Consider the following 17,022-nt stretch of genomic DNA (forward strand, 5'->3'; position numbering starts at 1 on the left):
GCAGATTTTACCAGCCTCCGCCTCCGCCACCGCCACCTCCGCCACCGGAGCTTCCTCCGCCAGAACTTCCACTACTTGAACTGCTTGAAAATGTATTGTAGGTAGAACTAAAATGTGTCATCATTTTAATCGAAAATCCCGAAGAACCTTCAGAGGTTTTTATCCAATTATTGGTGTAGTTCAGTTTTTTTAAAATATCAGTGAATTTTAGATTCCATTTGTCTTCAATTCCTAATGCAAAGGCATAAGGCAAATTTTCTTCATAAATGTGTATTGAAGTTGCATTTTCTTCGGGTTTGTAATCTAATAAGTACTGTTTTAGTTTTTTGATTTGAAATTTTGTTTCAATTCCGAGTTGGGTATAAACGCTTATCAAACTTAAATAGATACTAAATCCGAAAATTACTAGAAAGAGAACCAGCAAATTCAAGACAGAATAGCTTTTGTCTACATTGACTGCAAAAAATGATGCAAAGCAAAAAACGCCTGTAAAAACAGAAAAGAAGAGACAAAGTAAAATTCCACCGAATTCAACTTTCAAAATTGACAGGAAAGCGCCTCTTAGAAGCAAAATTGTCAATATTAGAAACATAAATCCAGAAATAGCGGCCCAGAAGATGGTTCCTTTTGCAACGTAACAATATCCCAATAATGCCGGAATTGTAATTGCAAAACCTACTAAAATTTGTTTGTAATTGCTCGAAAAATAGTCTTTTAAATTGTATTGGCTTTCAAGCGATTTCTCAAGTGCCTCTTTGGCTTTATCAAAGATTAAATAGGTTTTTTTATCAATTTCAAAAGAATCATTTTCTTCGAATAAAGCTTTTAAAACTGCATTTTCTTCTTTGGATAAATTTGTCGTTATACTTCCTTTTTTAAGGGAATATTGAAACCCATCTGCCCAATTTTCTTTTCCGTTATCGGAAATTTCAATGGCTCCTTTTTTTGAAAGATTAATTATTGCAATTAAAAGCGTTTGCGAACTGACATATCTTTCTTTTATGTAGTGTAATGAAGTTGCAGAATAGAGGTTTTTCAGATCGATTTTGCTGTTTTCATTTTTTAACAACGGATCTTCACCATATCTTTTCCACGAAAAATAATAAAATGCAAAGCAAATCGAAACCACACCGATTGCAAGTAGTATTTTATCTAGCGCTAAGAATTCTTCCATTTTATAATGAGGAGAGAAAAATGGCTGATGAACAATTCCTTTTGGAAAGCCTGCTGCAACAGTAAAACCTTCTTCTTTTTTTAGGTTTTTGGAAGTAAAATAAATGCAATTGTCAACTATTTTAGAGTTGCATTCATGTGCTTTCGAACCTAAAATTCCGGTGTAACAAGATGTTTGAAAGGCTTTAGCAGATTTTGGTAAAATTATTTTTGCGGTTACATTTTCAATTTCAAATTGCCAGTAGTTTCCGGTAACATTCCAGTAAATTTCATCAAATTCATCATAAGAATGTGTTTGCGCCTCAACCTCATAGGTGACTTTGTAAGTGTAAGTTCCCTCTGGAAGAGAATAATCTTTGTCGCCAATATAGATTTTAAATGTTTCATTATCTGCATCGATATGATATAATTCTTTGAGACCGTCGCGGGTAACATTTAAAACAGTGTAAAAATTATTTTTAGAAACTTTTGGCGAGTCAGTCGTCAACGGAAGTTCTCTAAATATACCATGATCGATTTGCTCACCTTTCGCATAAACTTTAATCGTTTCTGTAACGATAATATTTCCATTTTCTTTTAAGAGAATGTCTGCGTGAAATTGTTTTATCTTTTCGGGATTTTCATCTGAAGAATAAGCTTCGTCCTGAGCGTAACTTTGGAAAAATGAAAGTAATAAAAAGCAAATTGAAAATAGAAAGCGGAGTTTTTTCATGTTGAAAAACAATTATTTTTATGAAGGAAAAATAGTGTTTTTATTTTAAAAACTGTGAATTCTAAGTTTTAATAATCAGCCAATCCAAATTTATAATCTAAAAATTGCTCAATTTTTTCGCTTGAAATAACCTTTTTAATATTCGATTTTTCAGAACTGAATTTCGGTAAAATCAGATTTTGTTCTTTTGCTTTTTGGGTATAATATTCCTCTCTTGTTGGATGAAAAGGTGCAACGGCATTGAAAACTTCGTTCCATTTTGATTGGTTTATGATTTCTTCAATAATACCGATGCAGTCATTTTGATGAATCAAATTTACTGGAGCATCAGGATTTTCAAGGTTTTCTTTTCCTGATAAATGTTTTACAGGATGACGGTCTTCGCCGATTAATCCGCCGAAACGTAAAATTGTTGTTTGGAAGTTTTTGTTTTCAAGAAGAATATTTTCAGCCAAAAATAATTGTTTGCCGCTTTCTGTTTCAGGATTAGGAATGGTTTCTTCGTTTATGAAATCATTTTCATCGCTGTAAACGGAAGTTGAACTTACAAAAAGTACTTTCTCAACAGATGATTTCTCTATAAACGGAATTAGATTCTTGATTTTTTCGACAAAAACTTTCTTTTTAGCGTTTGGATCGACCGCTCTCAATTTTGGCGGAATATCTATAATTAAGATTTCACTTTCGGATAAAAAAGAATTAACGGATTCAGATATGCTTTCGCTTTCAAGCGCAACCAAAAATGGGTTTATTCCCGAGTCTTTTAAAATTGCAAGTTTATTTTCTGAAGTTGTTGAGCCGTTTATCGAATTTCCTTTTTCAATCAGTTTTTTTGCCAAAGGAAATCCTAGCCAACCACAACCAAGTATACTTATTTTTGTCATTTTTTCTTTTAAAGGTGCAAAGTTACAAAGGTTCAAAGAAGCAAAGATTTTTATTTCAATTAAAAAAATCTGCGATTACAAAGTTAGCGTAAATCGGACTTTATCTTTTCCTTTTGCACCAATTCTCTTGTAAAATTTAATTGCTCGTTCATTAAATTCTGGAGTTTGCCATTGAATATTTACGCAATTGTTTTGAGTTCCGATTTCCTTGAGCTTTTCAATTAAAACTTCACCAATTCCAAAACTTCGCGCTTCTTCTTCTAAAAACAAACAATCCATGTATAAAAATGTCGAGGCATCCCAGGTTGAGAAATCAAAAGTATACGAAACATAACCAACAATTGTTTCTTTTGTGGCAACAACCAAACAGAATAATTTGGGATTTTCACTGAATAAAGCATTCTTTAGATTTTCTTCTTTTCCTTCAGATGAAAATTCGGCTTTTTCGAATTCTGCATGTTTCTGAAGTAAAACTAAGAGTTTAGGTAAATCTGTGATTTCACAATTTCGGATTAAATATTCCATTGTAAATTAATTTCGGTTTGAAGAAAATTGATAAAATGATGGAAATAATCCGGATAATTTTCATTGGCGCGGGTTGCGATGAAATGTTTTCGTTTCAAACCATTTTTCCCGACTTTAATCGCTTTGATTGGGCTTGATTTTAGATGTGGCTGAAGCGCCCATTTTGCCATTGACATAACGCCCATATCGGCTTTTACCATTTCCAGAGAAGCTTCTGTCAGTGGCATCGGTGTTATTTTCTTTGGTGAAACTTTGGCTGGAGCCAAAAGAAATTGATGAATGGTTACGGTTTCCATCGGAAGCGAATGAATAATCAAATGTTCATTTATAAAATCCTCTGCAACAACATATTTTTTATCAGCCCACGGATGATTTTCAGAAACTGCCATTACAACTTCGTCTTGAAAAAGCTCGGTGTATTTAATATTATTGTCTTTGATGGTATCGCTTACAACGGCAATATCGATAGTATTATCCAAAAGTTTTTGAAGCGGAATATGAGTCGCTTCGGCTACAATTTTCAATTCGACATTAGGATACAGCAAATGAAATTGTTTCATAACTGATGGAAGCCAGTGATAGCTGGAAAAACATTCGGTACTGATTCGGATTTCACCATATTCACCAAAAACCATTTGTTTGATTTGTGTTTGTGTTTCTGAGAGTTTGTTCAGGATTTCATTGGCTAAATCGTAGATTTTTTCGCCTGCTTTTGTCAAAACCAATTTTTTATTGGTTCGCAAAAAAATGGCCGTACCCAATTGATATTCTGCTTCTTTGAGCTGATGACTCAATGCCGATTGTGTCAAATGAAGTTTGTCAATTGCTTTTGTGATGCTTCCTTCTTCAACAATTGCTTTTATCAATTTTAAGTGACGTATTTCCATTTTTAGACTATTAATACACAAAGTAACAAAATTTTAGAGTGGCTTTTGTATGAAAAAAAGTAATGTTCTGCATGAATTCTTTTCGTTTTTATGAAAGCTAAAACCGTTTTAATTTTGGAAAAACAAAAACCTTTAAAACAACAAACTATGGAAGCGCAAATCAAACATTACGAAAATAAACTGGCCTTTGAAATGGATCCTTCTGATTTATTTGATGCCTTGAACGAAGGTGAAAATATTATTGTGATCGATGCCCGAAGAGCTTTTGGTTATGATGAAGAACATATTCCAAATTCGATTAATATTCCGCATCGCGAAATGAATTTAGAAACGACACAACATTTAGACAGAAACGTTTTGTATGTTACCTATTGCACAGGAATTGGTTGCAACGCATCGACAAAAGGAGCGTTAAATATGACAAAACTGGGATTTAAGGTAAAAGAATTAATTGGAGGACTAGAATGGTGGAAAATTGACGGTTATGCAACAGAAGGCACAAAAGGAGTGAAAGAAGGATTGAAAATTGAATGTGCATGTTAAGACTTTAAAGGTTCTAAGATGCTAAGATTCTAAGGTACTAAGGTTTCTCAGAATATTTAAAACAACAAAAAGCATTATTTTCATAGTGCTTTTTGTTGTTTTACGTGTTTGCTAAAAAAAATTAGTACCTTAGAATCTTAGCGTCTTAGTACCTATTTTTAAGCCTCAATTAAAGCTTTTAAACCTTGCAAAATTGGATTTTCTTCGCCTTGTGGTTCTTCCTGAACGGCTCCGGGACGATTGTCTTCTTGAATAATTTGGAGTTTTACTTTTTGATTTTCTTCAGATAAAACATAATTCATGATGAAATAGTTCTCCGGTTTGTCTTCTAATCCCGGTCTTGGGAAAAATAAGGAGTAACTGATTTTCTGATTTGGGACAACTTCTAAAATTGCTCCCCATTGTTCAAAAACCTGGCCTTCCCATTCATTTCTAAATCGTATTTCACTGCCTTTCTCCCAGTTTGTGACGAGGTCGCTTCCATATTGCCATTGTTTGACCAATTCAGGTTTTGTCAAGGCATTCCATACTTTTTCGATTGGGGCATTCAGAACGATTGTAGAAATATTTGTTGCCATTTTATTCTATTTTAACATTGTTTTTCTCTGCAATTTTTTTGAATAAATCTTCTTTGTTCTCCGATTTCATCTTCTGGTAAATAGCACCCAGCATTTGCTCAGAATCTTTCTGATAATCTGAATTTTCATTCGTATAAATAATATGCGCCATAAAAATATTGTCTAAAGCCTTTTCATCGTCTTTCATTAGAAAATAGTTCTTTCCGGCACCAAAGTAGCCTTCAGCATTATTTGGATGATATTGAATCAGTTTTTCATAATAGCTGATTGCAGTTTTATAATCGGATTTGAACGTATAAACAACGCCAATATTCATCAAAGCAAAATTCCCTTCGGGATAAACTTCTAATGATTTCTTATAATATTTTATCGCGTTATCGTAATCATTTAATTGTCGGTAGGAAACTGCGATATCATCAAGTGCAAGAACAAAATTTGAATCTTCATTTAGAGCCAGCAGAAAACTTTCAATAGCCAGTTTGTAATTGTTCTTTTGCATAAAATCTTTCGCAATTACATAAAAATTCTGCGCTTTTTTATTTTTTGATTCGCCGTAAAAAACATCGTCTTTGTTTTCCGTTAAACTCGGAACCAAGTTGGGACATTTTTTAGAAACGACACCTTGAATTTTAAGAATCATGGTTTTAATTCCATCAACTGTATTTATCGATTCTCGGACTTTTGGGTCTTTATCTGTTAAAATCAGTTCGGCCATTGGTTTTGTGAGACAATCTCTGTAAACATCTTCTGTGATTTTTGAACTTTTTTCTAAACATTCACAGGATTTTGCTGCGATTTTTTCTTCAACCGTCTGTGCTTGAAGTGTTGAAAGGCTTGTAAAAGTTAAAAAAAGCAAGAAGTTTTTTTTCATCTTAAATAATTAAAATTAGGCTGAATTTGTTTTTATTCTGGTTTAACAATTGCTGGTTTCAAACTGTCTTTCACAACGGCTAAACTGTCTGTTACCGGAGCAACAGGTAATTGAGGCACTGGCGCTGTGTATCTTTTTATTTTTTGCTGAACTAAAATAGCATCATTCAATACAAATGGAGTTGGCATCATCCAATCGCTTCTTGGTTTGACTTTAAGTAACGGATTAGTCATTAAATCGAAAGAGCTCTCAATTAAATCCATATCAAAAATCGATGATTTGTTAATGTAGAATTCCATTTCCAGAGGTTCATTGCCTACAACATAATAACATAATATTTTTGCACCTTCTCGTTCAAGTTTATTGGTTTTTTCGCCTGAAGTAGCAACACCGTTTGCCTTAAAGTTATAAAACGTCATTTTTGGGTTGGCAAAAATGTCATAACGGTTTACTTTTCGGTTTGGTGTTATTCTGATTTTTATATATCTTTTGTTGCCTATTACGCTGTCTCTAAGGAAAGAAATTGTTGGTTTCGGAACATCAACAACAGGAGCAATCGCGCTGTAAGTAAAACCAGAATTGTATTTGCTGGCAAGCGGAAGACTATTTAACCCAACTGCTTTTTGATTTTTTTCGCCCAAATATGATTTTGTCCAATCGTCTAAATTAACATCATAAGTTGTCCATACAGCCGAATTGGTATTGGCATTATAAACGTATAATAAACTGTTTGATTTTGCTTTTCCGTGTTCGTATCCAGAATGATAACCCGCATAGATGAAAAAACCAATTGAAATGGCAAAGAAGAACATCGTCCAAACTCCTTTTTTAATAAAAGAGCCAAATACAGGAAGAAGTAAGCCAAATGCAAGAACGGTTAGTATTGCGCTTCCAAAAAGAATTTTTAATCCCAAACCAATTGGAAACATTACAATAAATGGTGTAATGATGATTAAAGCCGGGATAGAAAACAATAGATTTAATGCTAAACTATTGTGTCCGGTAAGAACATAAATTCCGAATAAAATTATACCAAAATAAACCGGAACAATTAAGAAACCAGCTCCAACCAAACTATTGGCAATAAAACCATTTATGATAATCCAAAGCAGCAATGCAGTGGCAAAATGATTCATCGATGATTTTGGTTCAGAAAAATGATGATAGAAAGCAAAGCAAATAGCTATGCTTAGCGTAACGAATGCGCCAATATACGCGTGGCCATTATAAGTGAATCCGTTTAATAAATCAGAATATTGTGGATAGATTTCCAAAACAATTTTCCATCCTAAAAAAGTCACTAATCCTGCAATGACTACAGCTCCTAAAAGTGGTACAAAGCCTTTGAAAATTTCTCTGAAGCTGATGATATGTTTGGCTTTTCCGATAAAAATAAAAAGGATAAGTAATCCTAAAGCAATCAGCGTCATTGGTGTTACCCACGAAAAAGGATAACTGATGAAAGAAAATGGAACACTGAAATAAACATCGTCTTCAGTAGAATCAGTAGCATTTAAATCGGCATTTGATAAATATTTTAATAAAGGCATCAAGTAGGATCCTTGATGTGCCAAAGTAGTTTTATTCAAATGCTGTACGTCGTCTTGCTGTGTGTGATAATTGTAATGCCCGTCAATAAAAGCAAAATTGAAACCCTGAATTTTGCCTTGTTCTCTAAAAACGGTTAAATCGGTATCATTTGGAAGCATTTTGTAAATGCTGTACATCAATGAATTAGAAACTGGATAAGCCGCTTTTGCATTTGCAAATTCCTTTACAAGAGCTTTGTTTCCTTTGTTGGTTTCCATCAACATATAACTCGGACCAGATGAGCCTCTTGCTTCGAAGTTTAGTACTAACCCAACATCTTTTGCCCAAGGATGTTTGTTTACAAAAAGTGCCGCGCCATTTAAACCTAATTCTTCTGCATCAGAAAAAAGAATTATAATATCATTTTTATGAGGCTGTTTAGCATATAAAAAAGCACGAATTCCTTCAAGAATGGTAGCAACTCCAGAAGCATCGTCGCTGGCACCTTTTGAAAAAGAATGTGGAGCACTGTCGTAATGTGAAAGAAGTAAAAGTGCTTTTGAGTTATTAGTTCCTTTGATACGCGCCAGAATATTTTTAGATTTTACCAAAAGACCTCTGTCATTAAGTGTAAATCCTTCCTGAACTGAAGTTTCTAAACCAATTCTATTTAGTTCAAGTATTAAATAATTAGCAACTAATTCATGATTGGTCGACCCTACATAATGCGGTTTTTGCGCAATTATTTCTACCTGATTCAAGGCTCTTTCTGTCGAGAATTCAGCGAGTGCTTCTTCTTCCCGAGAAATATATTGTGGCATCATTGTGGCATAAATAATGCCCAAAATGCCTAATACACAAAGAAATCCAAGAATTGAGGTGGGGTTTTTTTTCATGATGAATAGTCTATATTTCTTTTTTAACTAGCATAAAATAATCGTTATCCAAAGATCGATATCCTTGGTCGTACAAGAAATAGTAGGTATTCCCTGTTTTGGTCTGCAAGATATTGGTAAAGAAATCAAAATCAAAACCTTTATTTATCATTTTTTCCCTCGTTGCTTTCGATTTCCCTTCGGTATTTAACTCAGCCAAAATACGGTAATTTTTGCGTAATTTATTGTTTACATTTCGCATAAAATTAGTGCTGTCTTTATTTATTTTGTTGTTGTAGGTATTTCGGCAGCTGTCTGAGCAAAATTTTTTGTCTTCTCTGCCAACAATTTTTTCGGAACATTCGAGGCAAGTCTTCATGAATTTAGTTTTTTAATTTCATATAAATCTGTTCTTCTGTCTTTTAAAGTGTGGACACTTCCGTGCTCGTGAAGTTCTTTTAATAAATTTAAATCGACGTCGACAATTAATGTCATTTCTGTATTTGGAGTAGCTTCTGCCTTAATTCCATTACTCGGAAAAGCAAAATCTGAAGGTGTAAAAACAGATGCCTGCGCATATTGAATATCCATATTATTCACTTTCGGAAGATTCCCAACGCAGCCGGCAATGGCAACATAGCATTCATTTTCGATTGCTCGTGCCTGGGAGCAATGTTTGACGCGCGTATAACCATTTTGTGTATCGGTGAGAAAAGGAACAAAAAGTATATTCATTCCTTCATCGGCTAATAGTCTTGAAAGCTCTGGAAACTCGACATCATAACAAATTAAAATTCCAATTTTACCACAATCGGTATCAAAAGTTTTGAATTCTGAACCGCCTTTCATTCCCCAATGCACCACTTCATTTGGCGTGATATGGATTTTGGTATACATTTCCGAAGTTCCGTCTCGTTTGCATAAAAAACCAACATTATACAAATTGCCATTTTCCATAAGAGGCATGCTTCCGGTTATAATGTTGATATTGTATGAAATGGAAAATTCCTGGAAACGTTTTCTGATGGGGTCTGAATATCGGGCAAGTTCCCGAATAGCTTCAGCTTCAGATAAATGATTGTAATCGGCCATCAATGGAGCAATGAAAAGTTCTGGAAATAAGGCAAAATCGCTTCCATAACCCGAAACAACATCAATAAAAAACTCTGCTTGTTCAAAAAACTCTTCCAGATTATTCAATTGACGCATCTGCCATTGAATCAAACCCAATCTGATGACGCTTTTTTCAAGATTGATTAGCTTCGGACTTTCATCATAATAAATATTATTCCATTCCAGTAAAACGGCAAATTCTTTTGATTCTTCATCGCCTTCCAGATAATTTTTTATAATTCTCAAAACATGAAAATCATTACTTAGCTGAAAAGAAAGCACTGGATCATAAAGTTCTTTATGCTTTACTTTTTCGATATAATTTTTTGGAGTTAATTTTTTAGAATGTTGTGCGTAGTTCGGAATTCTTCCTGCAAAAACAATAGCTTTTAAATTTAGCTGTTCGCAGAGTTCTTTGCGTGCATCATATAAACGTCGACCCAAGCGCAAACCGCGGTAATTTGGATGAATAAAAACATCAATTCCGTATAAGATTTCTCCATCAATATTGTGCGTAGAGAATGTATAATTACCTAGAATCTGACTGTAATTGTGTCTTTTGTCAACGAGTTTTTCATCAACAATAAGAGATAATGCCGATCCTACCACTATGCCGTCTACTAAAATGACCAATTGACCTTCTGGAAAAATGGCTAATAGTTTTTCGATTTCTTTCGATTCCCAATATGAATTTGCCATTTCAGGATAGGATTGAATCATCGAATTTTTTAATTGCTTATAGTCTTCGATCTCTAAATTACGAAGCTCAACTTTATTGATTTTTGTCTGCATATCGTAGGATTTATCTCAAATATACAAAATTTTTTCCATTTACAAACGCTTACAAATAGTTACAATCGAAAGTAAATAGTTTACTACCGACTAATGTTTGAAGGTGAATACATCTTTGCATCGTTGAATTTGAAAAACAGATTCGCTTTTATAAAAACATTAAAAAGTATAAGCCATGAATGAAATGAAAAACAGAGTACAATTAATTGGGAACGTAGGAGGTGAGCCAGAAATCAGGACTTTAGAAACAGGAAAAAAGGTTGCACATTTGACCATCGCAACAAATGATTATTACAAAAATGACAAAGGTGAAAAAGTGCAGCAAACAGAATGGCATCGCGTAACCGCTTGGGGAAAAGTTGCTGAAATTATTGAAAAATATGTAGTAAAAGGAAAAGAGATTGCTGTTGAAGGTAAATTAACACATAGAAGTTATGATGATAAAAACGGCGAGAAAAGATATGTTACAGAAGTTATTGTAAATGATGTTTTATTGCTCAGTAAATAATCATTAATTAAAAATAGTCAAACCCGACAAGTTTCAAAAAGCTGTCGGGTTTAATTTTGCGCCGAATATATTTATAAAATAGAAGCGCCGTTTATATCAGTAGTAAGCACTTCGCTCATATAATCAAAAAACGGTCTCATATTTTTAAAGGCATCTAAAGCCATTTCTAGAAATTGCGAACTCAATACTTCTTCGTCAGTAAAACGTTTTATAACCAGAAATTGTTTGAAACGCAGTAAATCAATTGCTGGATGATCAACATCGAATCCTTTTGGTTTTGTTTTGAGTTGCTCGCCTTGCAAAGTTCCAAAGTTGCTGACGAAAGATTTTGCGTTCAATATTTTCTGAAAAGCTTCAGGATCTAATGCAAATTCTGTTCTGATTCGTTTTAAATCTGCGGCATTTGGCCCCCAAAATCCTCCAGCAAAAAAACTATTTCCTTTCTCCAAATGAAAATAATATCCGCCGCGTCTGGCTGCAGTTGCACGCGTATAACTTCCTCCCCAAAAATGTTTAAAAGGGGTTTTATCTTTAGAAAAACGGATATCACGATAAATTCTGTAAACACTTTTTTTGCCCGAAGTGTTTTCTAAAACATCCGTTTTGGAAAGTTCTTTTAGTAAAGCGCCAGCAAAATTCTCAATATGATTTAATTCGATTAAATATTGTGGTTTGTTGGCTTCAAACCAAGGTTTGTTGTTGTTTTCTTTGAGTTGAACCAAAAAGTCAAGACTAGATTTTGGGATCGTAATATTGTTTTCCATAATTAAATTTAAAAATCAGAAGCAAGCTGCAATTTAGAACTAAAAAACCCACCAGAGAAATCTGATGGGTTTTGTTTTATATCGTTAAGCAGTTTTTTTGAATAAATCAAACATAGGACAGCGCGAGCAACGCTTCTTTTCACTTTTTTTATATTTCTCACAGCAAGAAGATTTACAGTTTTCCAACTTCTTAATGTTTTCAAGGATAACTTTATTCTTCTTTTTCTTTTTATCCTTTTTCTTGTCCTTGTCTTTTTCTTTCTTGCTCAATTTTCCTCTGTATTATAAAAACAGTGGCAAATATATAGCAAAAAAGTTATTTTTAAGTGTTCTAAATAAACTTTAACTTTTTTATTTTGGATTGATAGCAATCGAGCTTGTAACTGTTAATTGCTGAATATCACGGTCAAACAAATAAAGTCCGCCTTTATCATCACCAATCAAGTTGATTTTATCCAAAATAGATTTAGCTGTAGCTTCTTCTTCGATTTGTTCAGAAACATACCATTGTAAGAAATTATGTGTTGCATAATCTTTTTCTTCAAAAGTGATATGCACTAATTCGTTGATAGATTTTGAAACAAAAAGTTCATGACTATAAAGTTCCTCAAACATTTCTTTAAAAGTAGAATAGCTTGTTTTTGGCGCTTTTAAATCGGTTATGTGAGCGTGTCCTCCGCGTTCGTTTACGTACTTAATTAATTTAAGCATGTGTGCACGCTCTTCATCTGATTGTGTGTACATAAATTGAGCGATTCCCTCTAATCCGTGTACTTCAGCCCAACAAGCCATAGAAAGGTAAGTTTGCGAAGATTCTGCTTCTATGCGAATTTGCTTGTTTAAAGCTGTTTCAATATTTTTTGATAGCATAATGATGTCTTTTTTGTAAAATTAACGAAAATAATTCATTCCACTTTTTAGAAATGGCTAAAACAATGGACATTTGGATGGATTCTCAATATTAATTTCTGTTTAAAGGAATAGATTTTGAAAACATTGACTTATTCATAATAGGATTTCCTGGGTTTTGATCCATAAAACCATCTGTAAATTTGCGCATAATATAGCTTTTTTCGACTGTGTCATAATAGCCTAAAATATAAAAATCGGTTAATTTTAGAATACTTACCAAAGAAATGTTTTTGCTAGTATTCATGAAATAGTTAAGATTGTCAATCGCTAAAGGATCTAAATTAGTATTGCTTACAAATTCAAAATTGGGATTTAATGCAGAATCAAAAAAGACCATTTTGCTTGCATTTTGTACGTTATTAAAACCGTCAAGAAAACCATTTGGTCCATAATTTACACTCAGAGATTGATAGGAAGCAAATCCGCCAAAAGTGACAAAAATATTTTGTTTGTTTTTAAAAGCTGAAAGTGCTGTATTTACAGTCGATAATTGTTTTAGAAATTTGGCTGTTGTTTTTAATTTCTGAGGTTTTTCTCCGTTAATCTGCAAAAACATTGGTGAGTTTTTAAAAGTGATCGAATCATTTTTTGAAACCGAAATATTTTTGATGCTTTTGCCAGAATCAAAATCTTTTATACTGAATAAAAGCTGTTCTGCATTTGCACTAATTTGATATAATTTGTTTTCCAGGTAAAAAGAGTTTGTGCTTTTGGATGATGGCTGAGTTTCTGGCGTCTCAAAGATTTTTTCTGTTACCTCATTTGTCTGCAAATCAAGATTAAAAACCTGCGTATGTTTCGAATTGTAATCAAAAGTCAGGATAATGCGATCATCCTGTACGTACATTTTACTTTTTTTCTCGCTTTTATCCAAAGAAGAAAAATCTTCAGATTCGATTTCTTCAATTGGATAATGATACTGAACAAGCGCACTGAATGAAACACCTTGTCCTTTTTCGTTCTTAAAAGAAAAAGGAGTAAAATTGAACATTTTTATTTCGCATTTTTCATTTCGGAATTCAAATAACAGCAAATGTTCTTGATCTTTTTCTTTAGAAAGAACATAAAAAGCATTGTTTTTTTGGAAAGAAGTGATTATGGTTCCTGTATTTGCCGGAAAATCAAAACTTAAAGTGCTGGATGTTTTGGTTTCCAAATTGTATTTCACAATTCGGATATTTTTATGATTTTCAGAACCCCAATATAATGTTGGATTTTTGTCTTCACCAAAACTGTAACCCATCAGGATTCGTTTTTGTTCACTTCGTAAAGTATCCTTGAATTGATTAGAAAGAAATAGTGATTTACTATATTTTAAAATATTGATAGTCTTATTATCAGAAGCAAAAACATATACTTCGTGGGTTTTGGTGTTTTCAGCATTTATAAGCTGACCATTTTCATAAGGCTTATTTAAATTTAAAACAGCAGAATTTAATATAGTTTGGCTCAACAATATAGATTGTGAAAGCAAAAGACCTAGAAGCAGTAATTTTTTCATTAGGATTTGGTGGATATATTTTCAAAATTAATGAAATAAAATGATTTTTTGCAAAGGAATATTTAAAGCTCTTAAAGATAATTCTTTGTTTTTTAATGATAAAAAAAGCCCCGCAGAACTTTCTACAGGGCTTAATTCATTGGAATAGAAAAGCTATTACTTTATTCTAAAAGTAACTCTTCTTGCTAATCTTCTTGCTTCTTCAGAATCTTTTTGGATTGAAGTGTCAGCTCCTTCAGAGATAACATTCAGTCTTGAAGATGAAATACCAGCTTTCTCTAAAATGGTTTTAACATTTGTAGCTCTTAAATTCGAAAGTTTGTTGTTGTACTCTGAACTTCCTACTTGATCGGCGTGGCCAACAATATCAAGTGATGCAGATGGGTTTTTTCTTAAATAAGACAAAACTACATCAATTACAGAAGTAGAATTTTCGATTGGTGTTGATTTATTGAAATCAAAATAAACACTGTAGTATTTATCGTTGATCATTTCTTTAACAACATCTTTGTCGTTTACAACAGTATTATTTACTGGTTTTTCAACAATTACTTGTTTTTCTGGAGTCCTTTTGATTTGCTCTTCAAGACCTGCAACTTTGTTTTCTAAAGCAGCGATGTCGGCATTATTAGATGTCACAACCCAGTCAGCATGTTTTGTGTTTTTTCCTAAATAAACTTGTACACCAACAGTTCCGTTAAATAATAAACCTGAAAATCCTCTTGCATTTGTTGCAGCACCACCATCAAAAGTGCGATCTTGGTACGCATTTAAGATTGTACTCATATCTGCTGTTAAAGCAACTCTATCAGTTAATCTTACTTGCCCTGTCAAACCGGCAATTGCGTTTCCAATTCTGTCTCTAAAATGGTATTCCTTATTTTCTAATTGAGCAACTCCAAAACCGGCATGTGCTAATAAACCAAACGTATTAGTCCATGTTTCAAAATTCATGATACGACCTAAGTTTGCTACTGCCTGCAAGTCAATTCTGTAATATTTTGAATCAAAAGGAAGTGAGCTGTTTTTTTGCTCTGTTAATTGATTGTATCCAAAATCAGCTTTTAAACCAAACTTATTGTTAAGCATATATCTTACTCCTAAATCAGCAGTAAAAGGACTAATTCGCGAATTGTAATAATTATTTGAAGTAAACGGACGCTGTGCTTTGTTAAAACCGCCATCAAGTTCTACGGACCATTTATTAAAATTATCTGCCGCTTTCGTTTCTGTTTGTGCACTTACACGCATAATGCTTAATGCAAATGCCAGAGTAATTACAATTTTTTTCATTGTTATTTGAGATTTAAAATTTGCCCCAAAAAAACAATGTATAGTAGGAATTATCGTCTAATAAAAGTCACAATTATAACATTATAAGGTTAATCTAAAAATAGATATTATTTGTTCATCAATTCTTGAAAGAAATCGACAAATTGACCCAAATGCAATCCATCCATTAATCCATGATGAGCGTAAACGGCCATTGCGATTGTTCTTTTTCCAGTTTCAGACACCATCATTTTTCCGAAAGAAACTTTTGGGCAACTGTCAGGGAAAGTAAAACTTCTCGCATGTGTAAGTGATGTAAAATTTAACCACGGAATTGCTGAAAAATGGATTAGATTATCATCATTAAATTCTCTTGTAAAAAGTCCGCTTGTGTTTTGAATACGTTCGATTTCGGCCAAAGCATTTTTTTCGAAGATTTTAAAATCGGGATTATATTCAATTAAAGAAAATCCAAAAGTTCCGTCCTCACGGCCAATTGTTGCTGAAGCATCAATACGATCATTGATGTATATTTTATCTTCTGAAATTCGGTATTTAAAATTTTCAACCGAATTTACAGCGACCAATGTTTTGTGCAGGTAATAAATAAAAAAGGAAACATTCAGTTCTTTTGCACTTTGATACGCTTTTGTACAATCAATTTCAACAGTTGCGCCAAAAAATGGTTCTTCCATTCGACTGAAATGGGCAAAATGCTCTTTTCTGTTCCAGTTTTCTAAATCTAAAAGTGTTTTCATTATAATAAATTCGGAACTACTTCTGCAATAGTTTCAAATGAACTAAAATGCTCGTGTTCTATAGTGTGATTAATTTTTTCATGTTCCCAAGTGGTGTGAAACGGAATATGAACGGCGTAACCGCCAATTCCTAAAACAGGAAGAACATCAGATTTTAATGAATTCCCGATCATCAAAAATTCATGTGCCTGAATATCCAAACGACCAAGTAGCTTTTGATAATCAATTTCCTGTTTGTCTGACATTACTTCAATATGGTGAAAATAATGTCCCAAACCTGAGCGGTGTAATTTGCTGTGCTGATCTTTTAAGTCACCTTTTGTAGCAACGACCAGTTTGTATTTTCCATGTAAAGCTTGTAAAGTTTCTTCGATTCCATCAAGAAGTTCGATTGGTTTTTCGAGCAATTCTTTTCCATATTGAATAATTTTTTCAATTACTTCAATCGGAATTGTATTATTTGAAATGTTCATCGCTGCTTCAATCATCGAAAGAATATAACCCTTGATTCCGTAGCCGTATAAAGGCAGATTGGCAATTTCAATTTTGAATAATTCCTGAGAAATACCTTGATGCGAAAGATAATCTTCCATCAAAGCACAGAATTTATGTTCGGTTTCCTGAAAATAGGGTTCGTTCACAAATAAAGTATCATCAGCATCAAATGCGATTACTTTTAAGTTTGGAATTTTAGTTTTATGTAACATAATGTTTTTTTGTTTCAAGTTTTCTTTGTTTGCTTCGCCTGTTCGGCTAAAGCCTCGGGTCAGGTTTCAATTTTTTGCCACGACCCGAGCGATAGCGAACAGGCGAAGCAATTCACG

The 17,022-nt window shown here is 33.2% G+C and carries 18 protein-coding genes; 2 read left to right on the forward strand and 16 right to left on the reverse strand.

Features of this window, described 5'->3' with window-relative positions; translation table 11 throughout:
* Positions 1-7 precede the first annotated feature (7 nt).
* The 4 genes from FN795_RS15145 to FN795_RS15160 all read right to left on the reverse strand — a co-directional run bounded on the left by FN795_RS15145 (position 8) and on the right by FN795_RS15160 (position 4,181).
* Positions 8-1,885 (reverse strand): DUF2207 domain-containing protein, encoded by a 1,878-nt coding sequence (locus FN795_RS15145; RefSeq protein WP_142451379.1) that lies wholly within the window; start codon positions 1,883-1,885, stop codon positions 8-10.
* 68 nt (positions 1,886-1,953) lie between these two features.
* Positions 1,954-2,769, reverse strand: coding sequence for a Rossmann-fold NAD(P)-binding domain-containing protein (locus tag FN795_RS15150; RefSeq protein ID WP_142451380.1), 816 nt, complete (start codon positions 2,767-2,769; stop codon positions 1,954-1,956).
* Between the two features lie 75 nt (positions 2,770-2,844).
* Positions 2,845-3,294 (reverse strand): GNAT family N-acetyltransferase, encoded by a 450-nt coding sequence (locus FN795_RS15155; protein WP_142451381.1) that lies wholly within the window; start codon positions 3,292-3,294, stop codon positions 2,845-2,847.
* Positions 3,282-4,181, reverse strand: a complete 900-nt coding sequence (locus tag FN795_RS15160) for a LysR family transcriptional regulator (protein WP_142451382.1) — start codon at positions 4,179-4,181, stop codon at positions 3,282-3,284. Before FN795_RS15160 ends, FN795_RS15155 begins: the two co-directional genes overlap by 13 nt.
* 114 nt (positions 4,182-4,295) lie before the next feature.
* On the opposite strand from FN795_RS15160, the gene FN795_RS15165 reads away from it, so the two are divergent.
* Positions 4,296-4,724 (forward strand): rhodanese-like domain-containing protein, encoded by a 429-nt coding sequence (locus FN795_RS15165; RefSeq protein ID WP_394345180.1) that lies wholly within the window; start codon positions 4,296-4,298, stop codon positions 4,722-4,724.
* Between the two features lie 158 nt (positions 4,725-4,882).
* Here the strand turns inward: FN795_RS15165 and FN795_RS15170 are convergent, their stop codons facing one another.
* From FN795_RS15170 to FN795_RS15190, 5 genes are read right to left on the reverse strand one after another with little or no spacing between them, the layout of a single operon-like run.
* Complete coding sequence (locus FN795_RS15170; protein ID WP_142451383.1) at positions 4,883-5,302, reverse strand: SRPBCC family protein; 420 nt, start codon at positions 5,300-5,302, stop codon at positions 4,883-4,885.
* 1 nt (position 5,303) lies between these two features.
* Positions 5,304-6,173 (reverse strand): tetratricopeptide repeat protein, encoded by an 870-nt coding sequence (locus FN795_RS15175; RefSeq protein WP_142451384.1) that lies wholly within the window; start codon positions 6,171-6,173, stop codon positions 5,304-5,306.
* A 32-nt stretch (positions 6,174-6,205) separates the two neighbouring features.
* Positions 6,206-8,599, reverse strand: coding sequence for a M28 family peptidase (locus FN795_RS15180; RefSeq protein ID WP_142451385.1), 2,394 nt, complete (start codon positions 8,597-8,599; stop codon positions 6,206-6,208).
* A 10-nt stretch (positions 8,600-8,609) separates the two neighbouring features.
* Positions 8,610-8,957 (reverse strand): hypothetical protein, encoded by a 348-nt coding sequence (locus FN795_RS15185; RefSeq protein WP_142451386.1) that lies wholly within the window; start codon positions 8,955-8,957, stop codon positions 8,610-8,612.
* Positions 8,954-10,483 (reverse strand): bifunctional GNAT family N-acetyltransferase/carbon-nitrogen hydrolase family protein, encoded by a 1,530-nt coding sequence (locus FN795_RS15190; RefSeq protein WP_035652749.1) that lies wholly within the window; start codon positions 10,481-10,483, stop codon positions 8,954-8,956. The genes FN795_RS15185 and FN795_RS15190 overlap by 4 nt, the downstream gene beginning before the upstream one ends.
* Before the next feature lie 184 nt (positions 10,484-10,667).
* Here FN795_RS15190 and FN795_RS15195 point away from each other — a divergent pair, with 184 nt between their 5' ends.
* Positions 10,668-10,991 carry a single-stranded DNA-binding protein gene (locus FN795_RS15195; protein WP_167498092.1) on the forward strand — a complete coding sequence of 108 codons (324 nt, stop codon included), beginning with the start codon at positions 10,668-10,670 and terminating at the stop codon, positions 10,989-10,991.
* A gap of 71 nt (positions 10,992-11,062) precedes the next feature.
* On the opposite strand, the gene FN795_RS15200 is transcribed toward FN795_RS15195, so the two are convergent.
* The 7 genes from FN795_RS15200 to FN795_RS15230 all read right to left on the reverse strand — a co-directional run bounded on the left by FN795_RS15200 (position 11,063) and on the right by FN795_RS15230 (position 16,905).
* Positions 11,063-11,755: a DUF2461 domain-containing protein gene (locus FN795_RS15200; protein ID WP_142451388.1), complete on the reverse strand. Its 693-nt coding sequence runs from the start codon at positions 11,753-11,755 to the stop codon at positions 11,063-11,065.
* An 84-nt stretch (positions 11,756-11,839) separates the two neighbouring features.
* Entirely contained in the window at positions 11,840-12,025 is a 186-nt protein-coding gene (locus FN795_RS15205; RefSeq protein WP_056188713.1) for a hypothetical protein, read from the reverse strand.
* 81 nt (positions 12,026-12,106) lie between these two features.
* Complete coding sequence (locus FN795_RS15210) at positions 12,107-12,625, reverse strand: ferritin (protein WP_142451389.1); 519 nt, start codon at positions 12,623-12,625, stop codon at positions 12,107-12,109.
* A 91-nt stretch (positions 12,626-12,716) separates the two neighbouring features.
* Positions 12,717-14,168, reverse strand: a complete 1,452-nt coding sequence (locus FN795_RS15215) for a hypothetical protein (protein ID WP_142451390.1) — start codon at positions 14,166-14,168, stop codon at positions 12,717-12,719.
* Between the two features lie 156 nt (positions 14,169-14,324).
* A complete protein-coding gene (locus FN795_RS15220; RefSeq protein WP_142451391.1) occupies positions 14,325-15,461 on the reverse strand; it encodes an OmpA family protein in 1,137 nt (378 codons plus the stop codon).
* A gap of 107 nt (positions 15,462-15,568) precedes the next feature.
* A complete protein-coding gene (locus tag FN795_RS15225; RefSeq protein ID WP_142451392.1) occupies positions 15,569-16,198 on the reverse strand; it encodes a chloramphenicol acetyltransferase in 630 nt (209 codons plus the stop codon).
* The gene (locus FN795_RS15230) at positions 16,198-16,905 is read right to left on the reverse strand and encodes an HAD family hydrolase (protein WP_142451393.1); all 708 of its coding nucleotides are present in this window, start codon (positions 16,903-16,905) and stop codon (positions 16,198-16,200) included. Before FN795_RS15230 ends, FN795_RS15225 begins: the two co-directional genes overlap by 1 nt.
* Positions 16,906-17,022: the final 117 nt, after the last annotated feature.

The organism is Flavobacterium resistens, assembly GCF_900182645.1.
Classification (GTDB): Bacteria; Bacteroidota; Bacteroidia; order Flavobacteriales; family Flavobacteriaceae; genus Flavobacterium; species Flavobacterium resistens.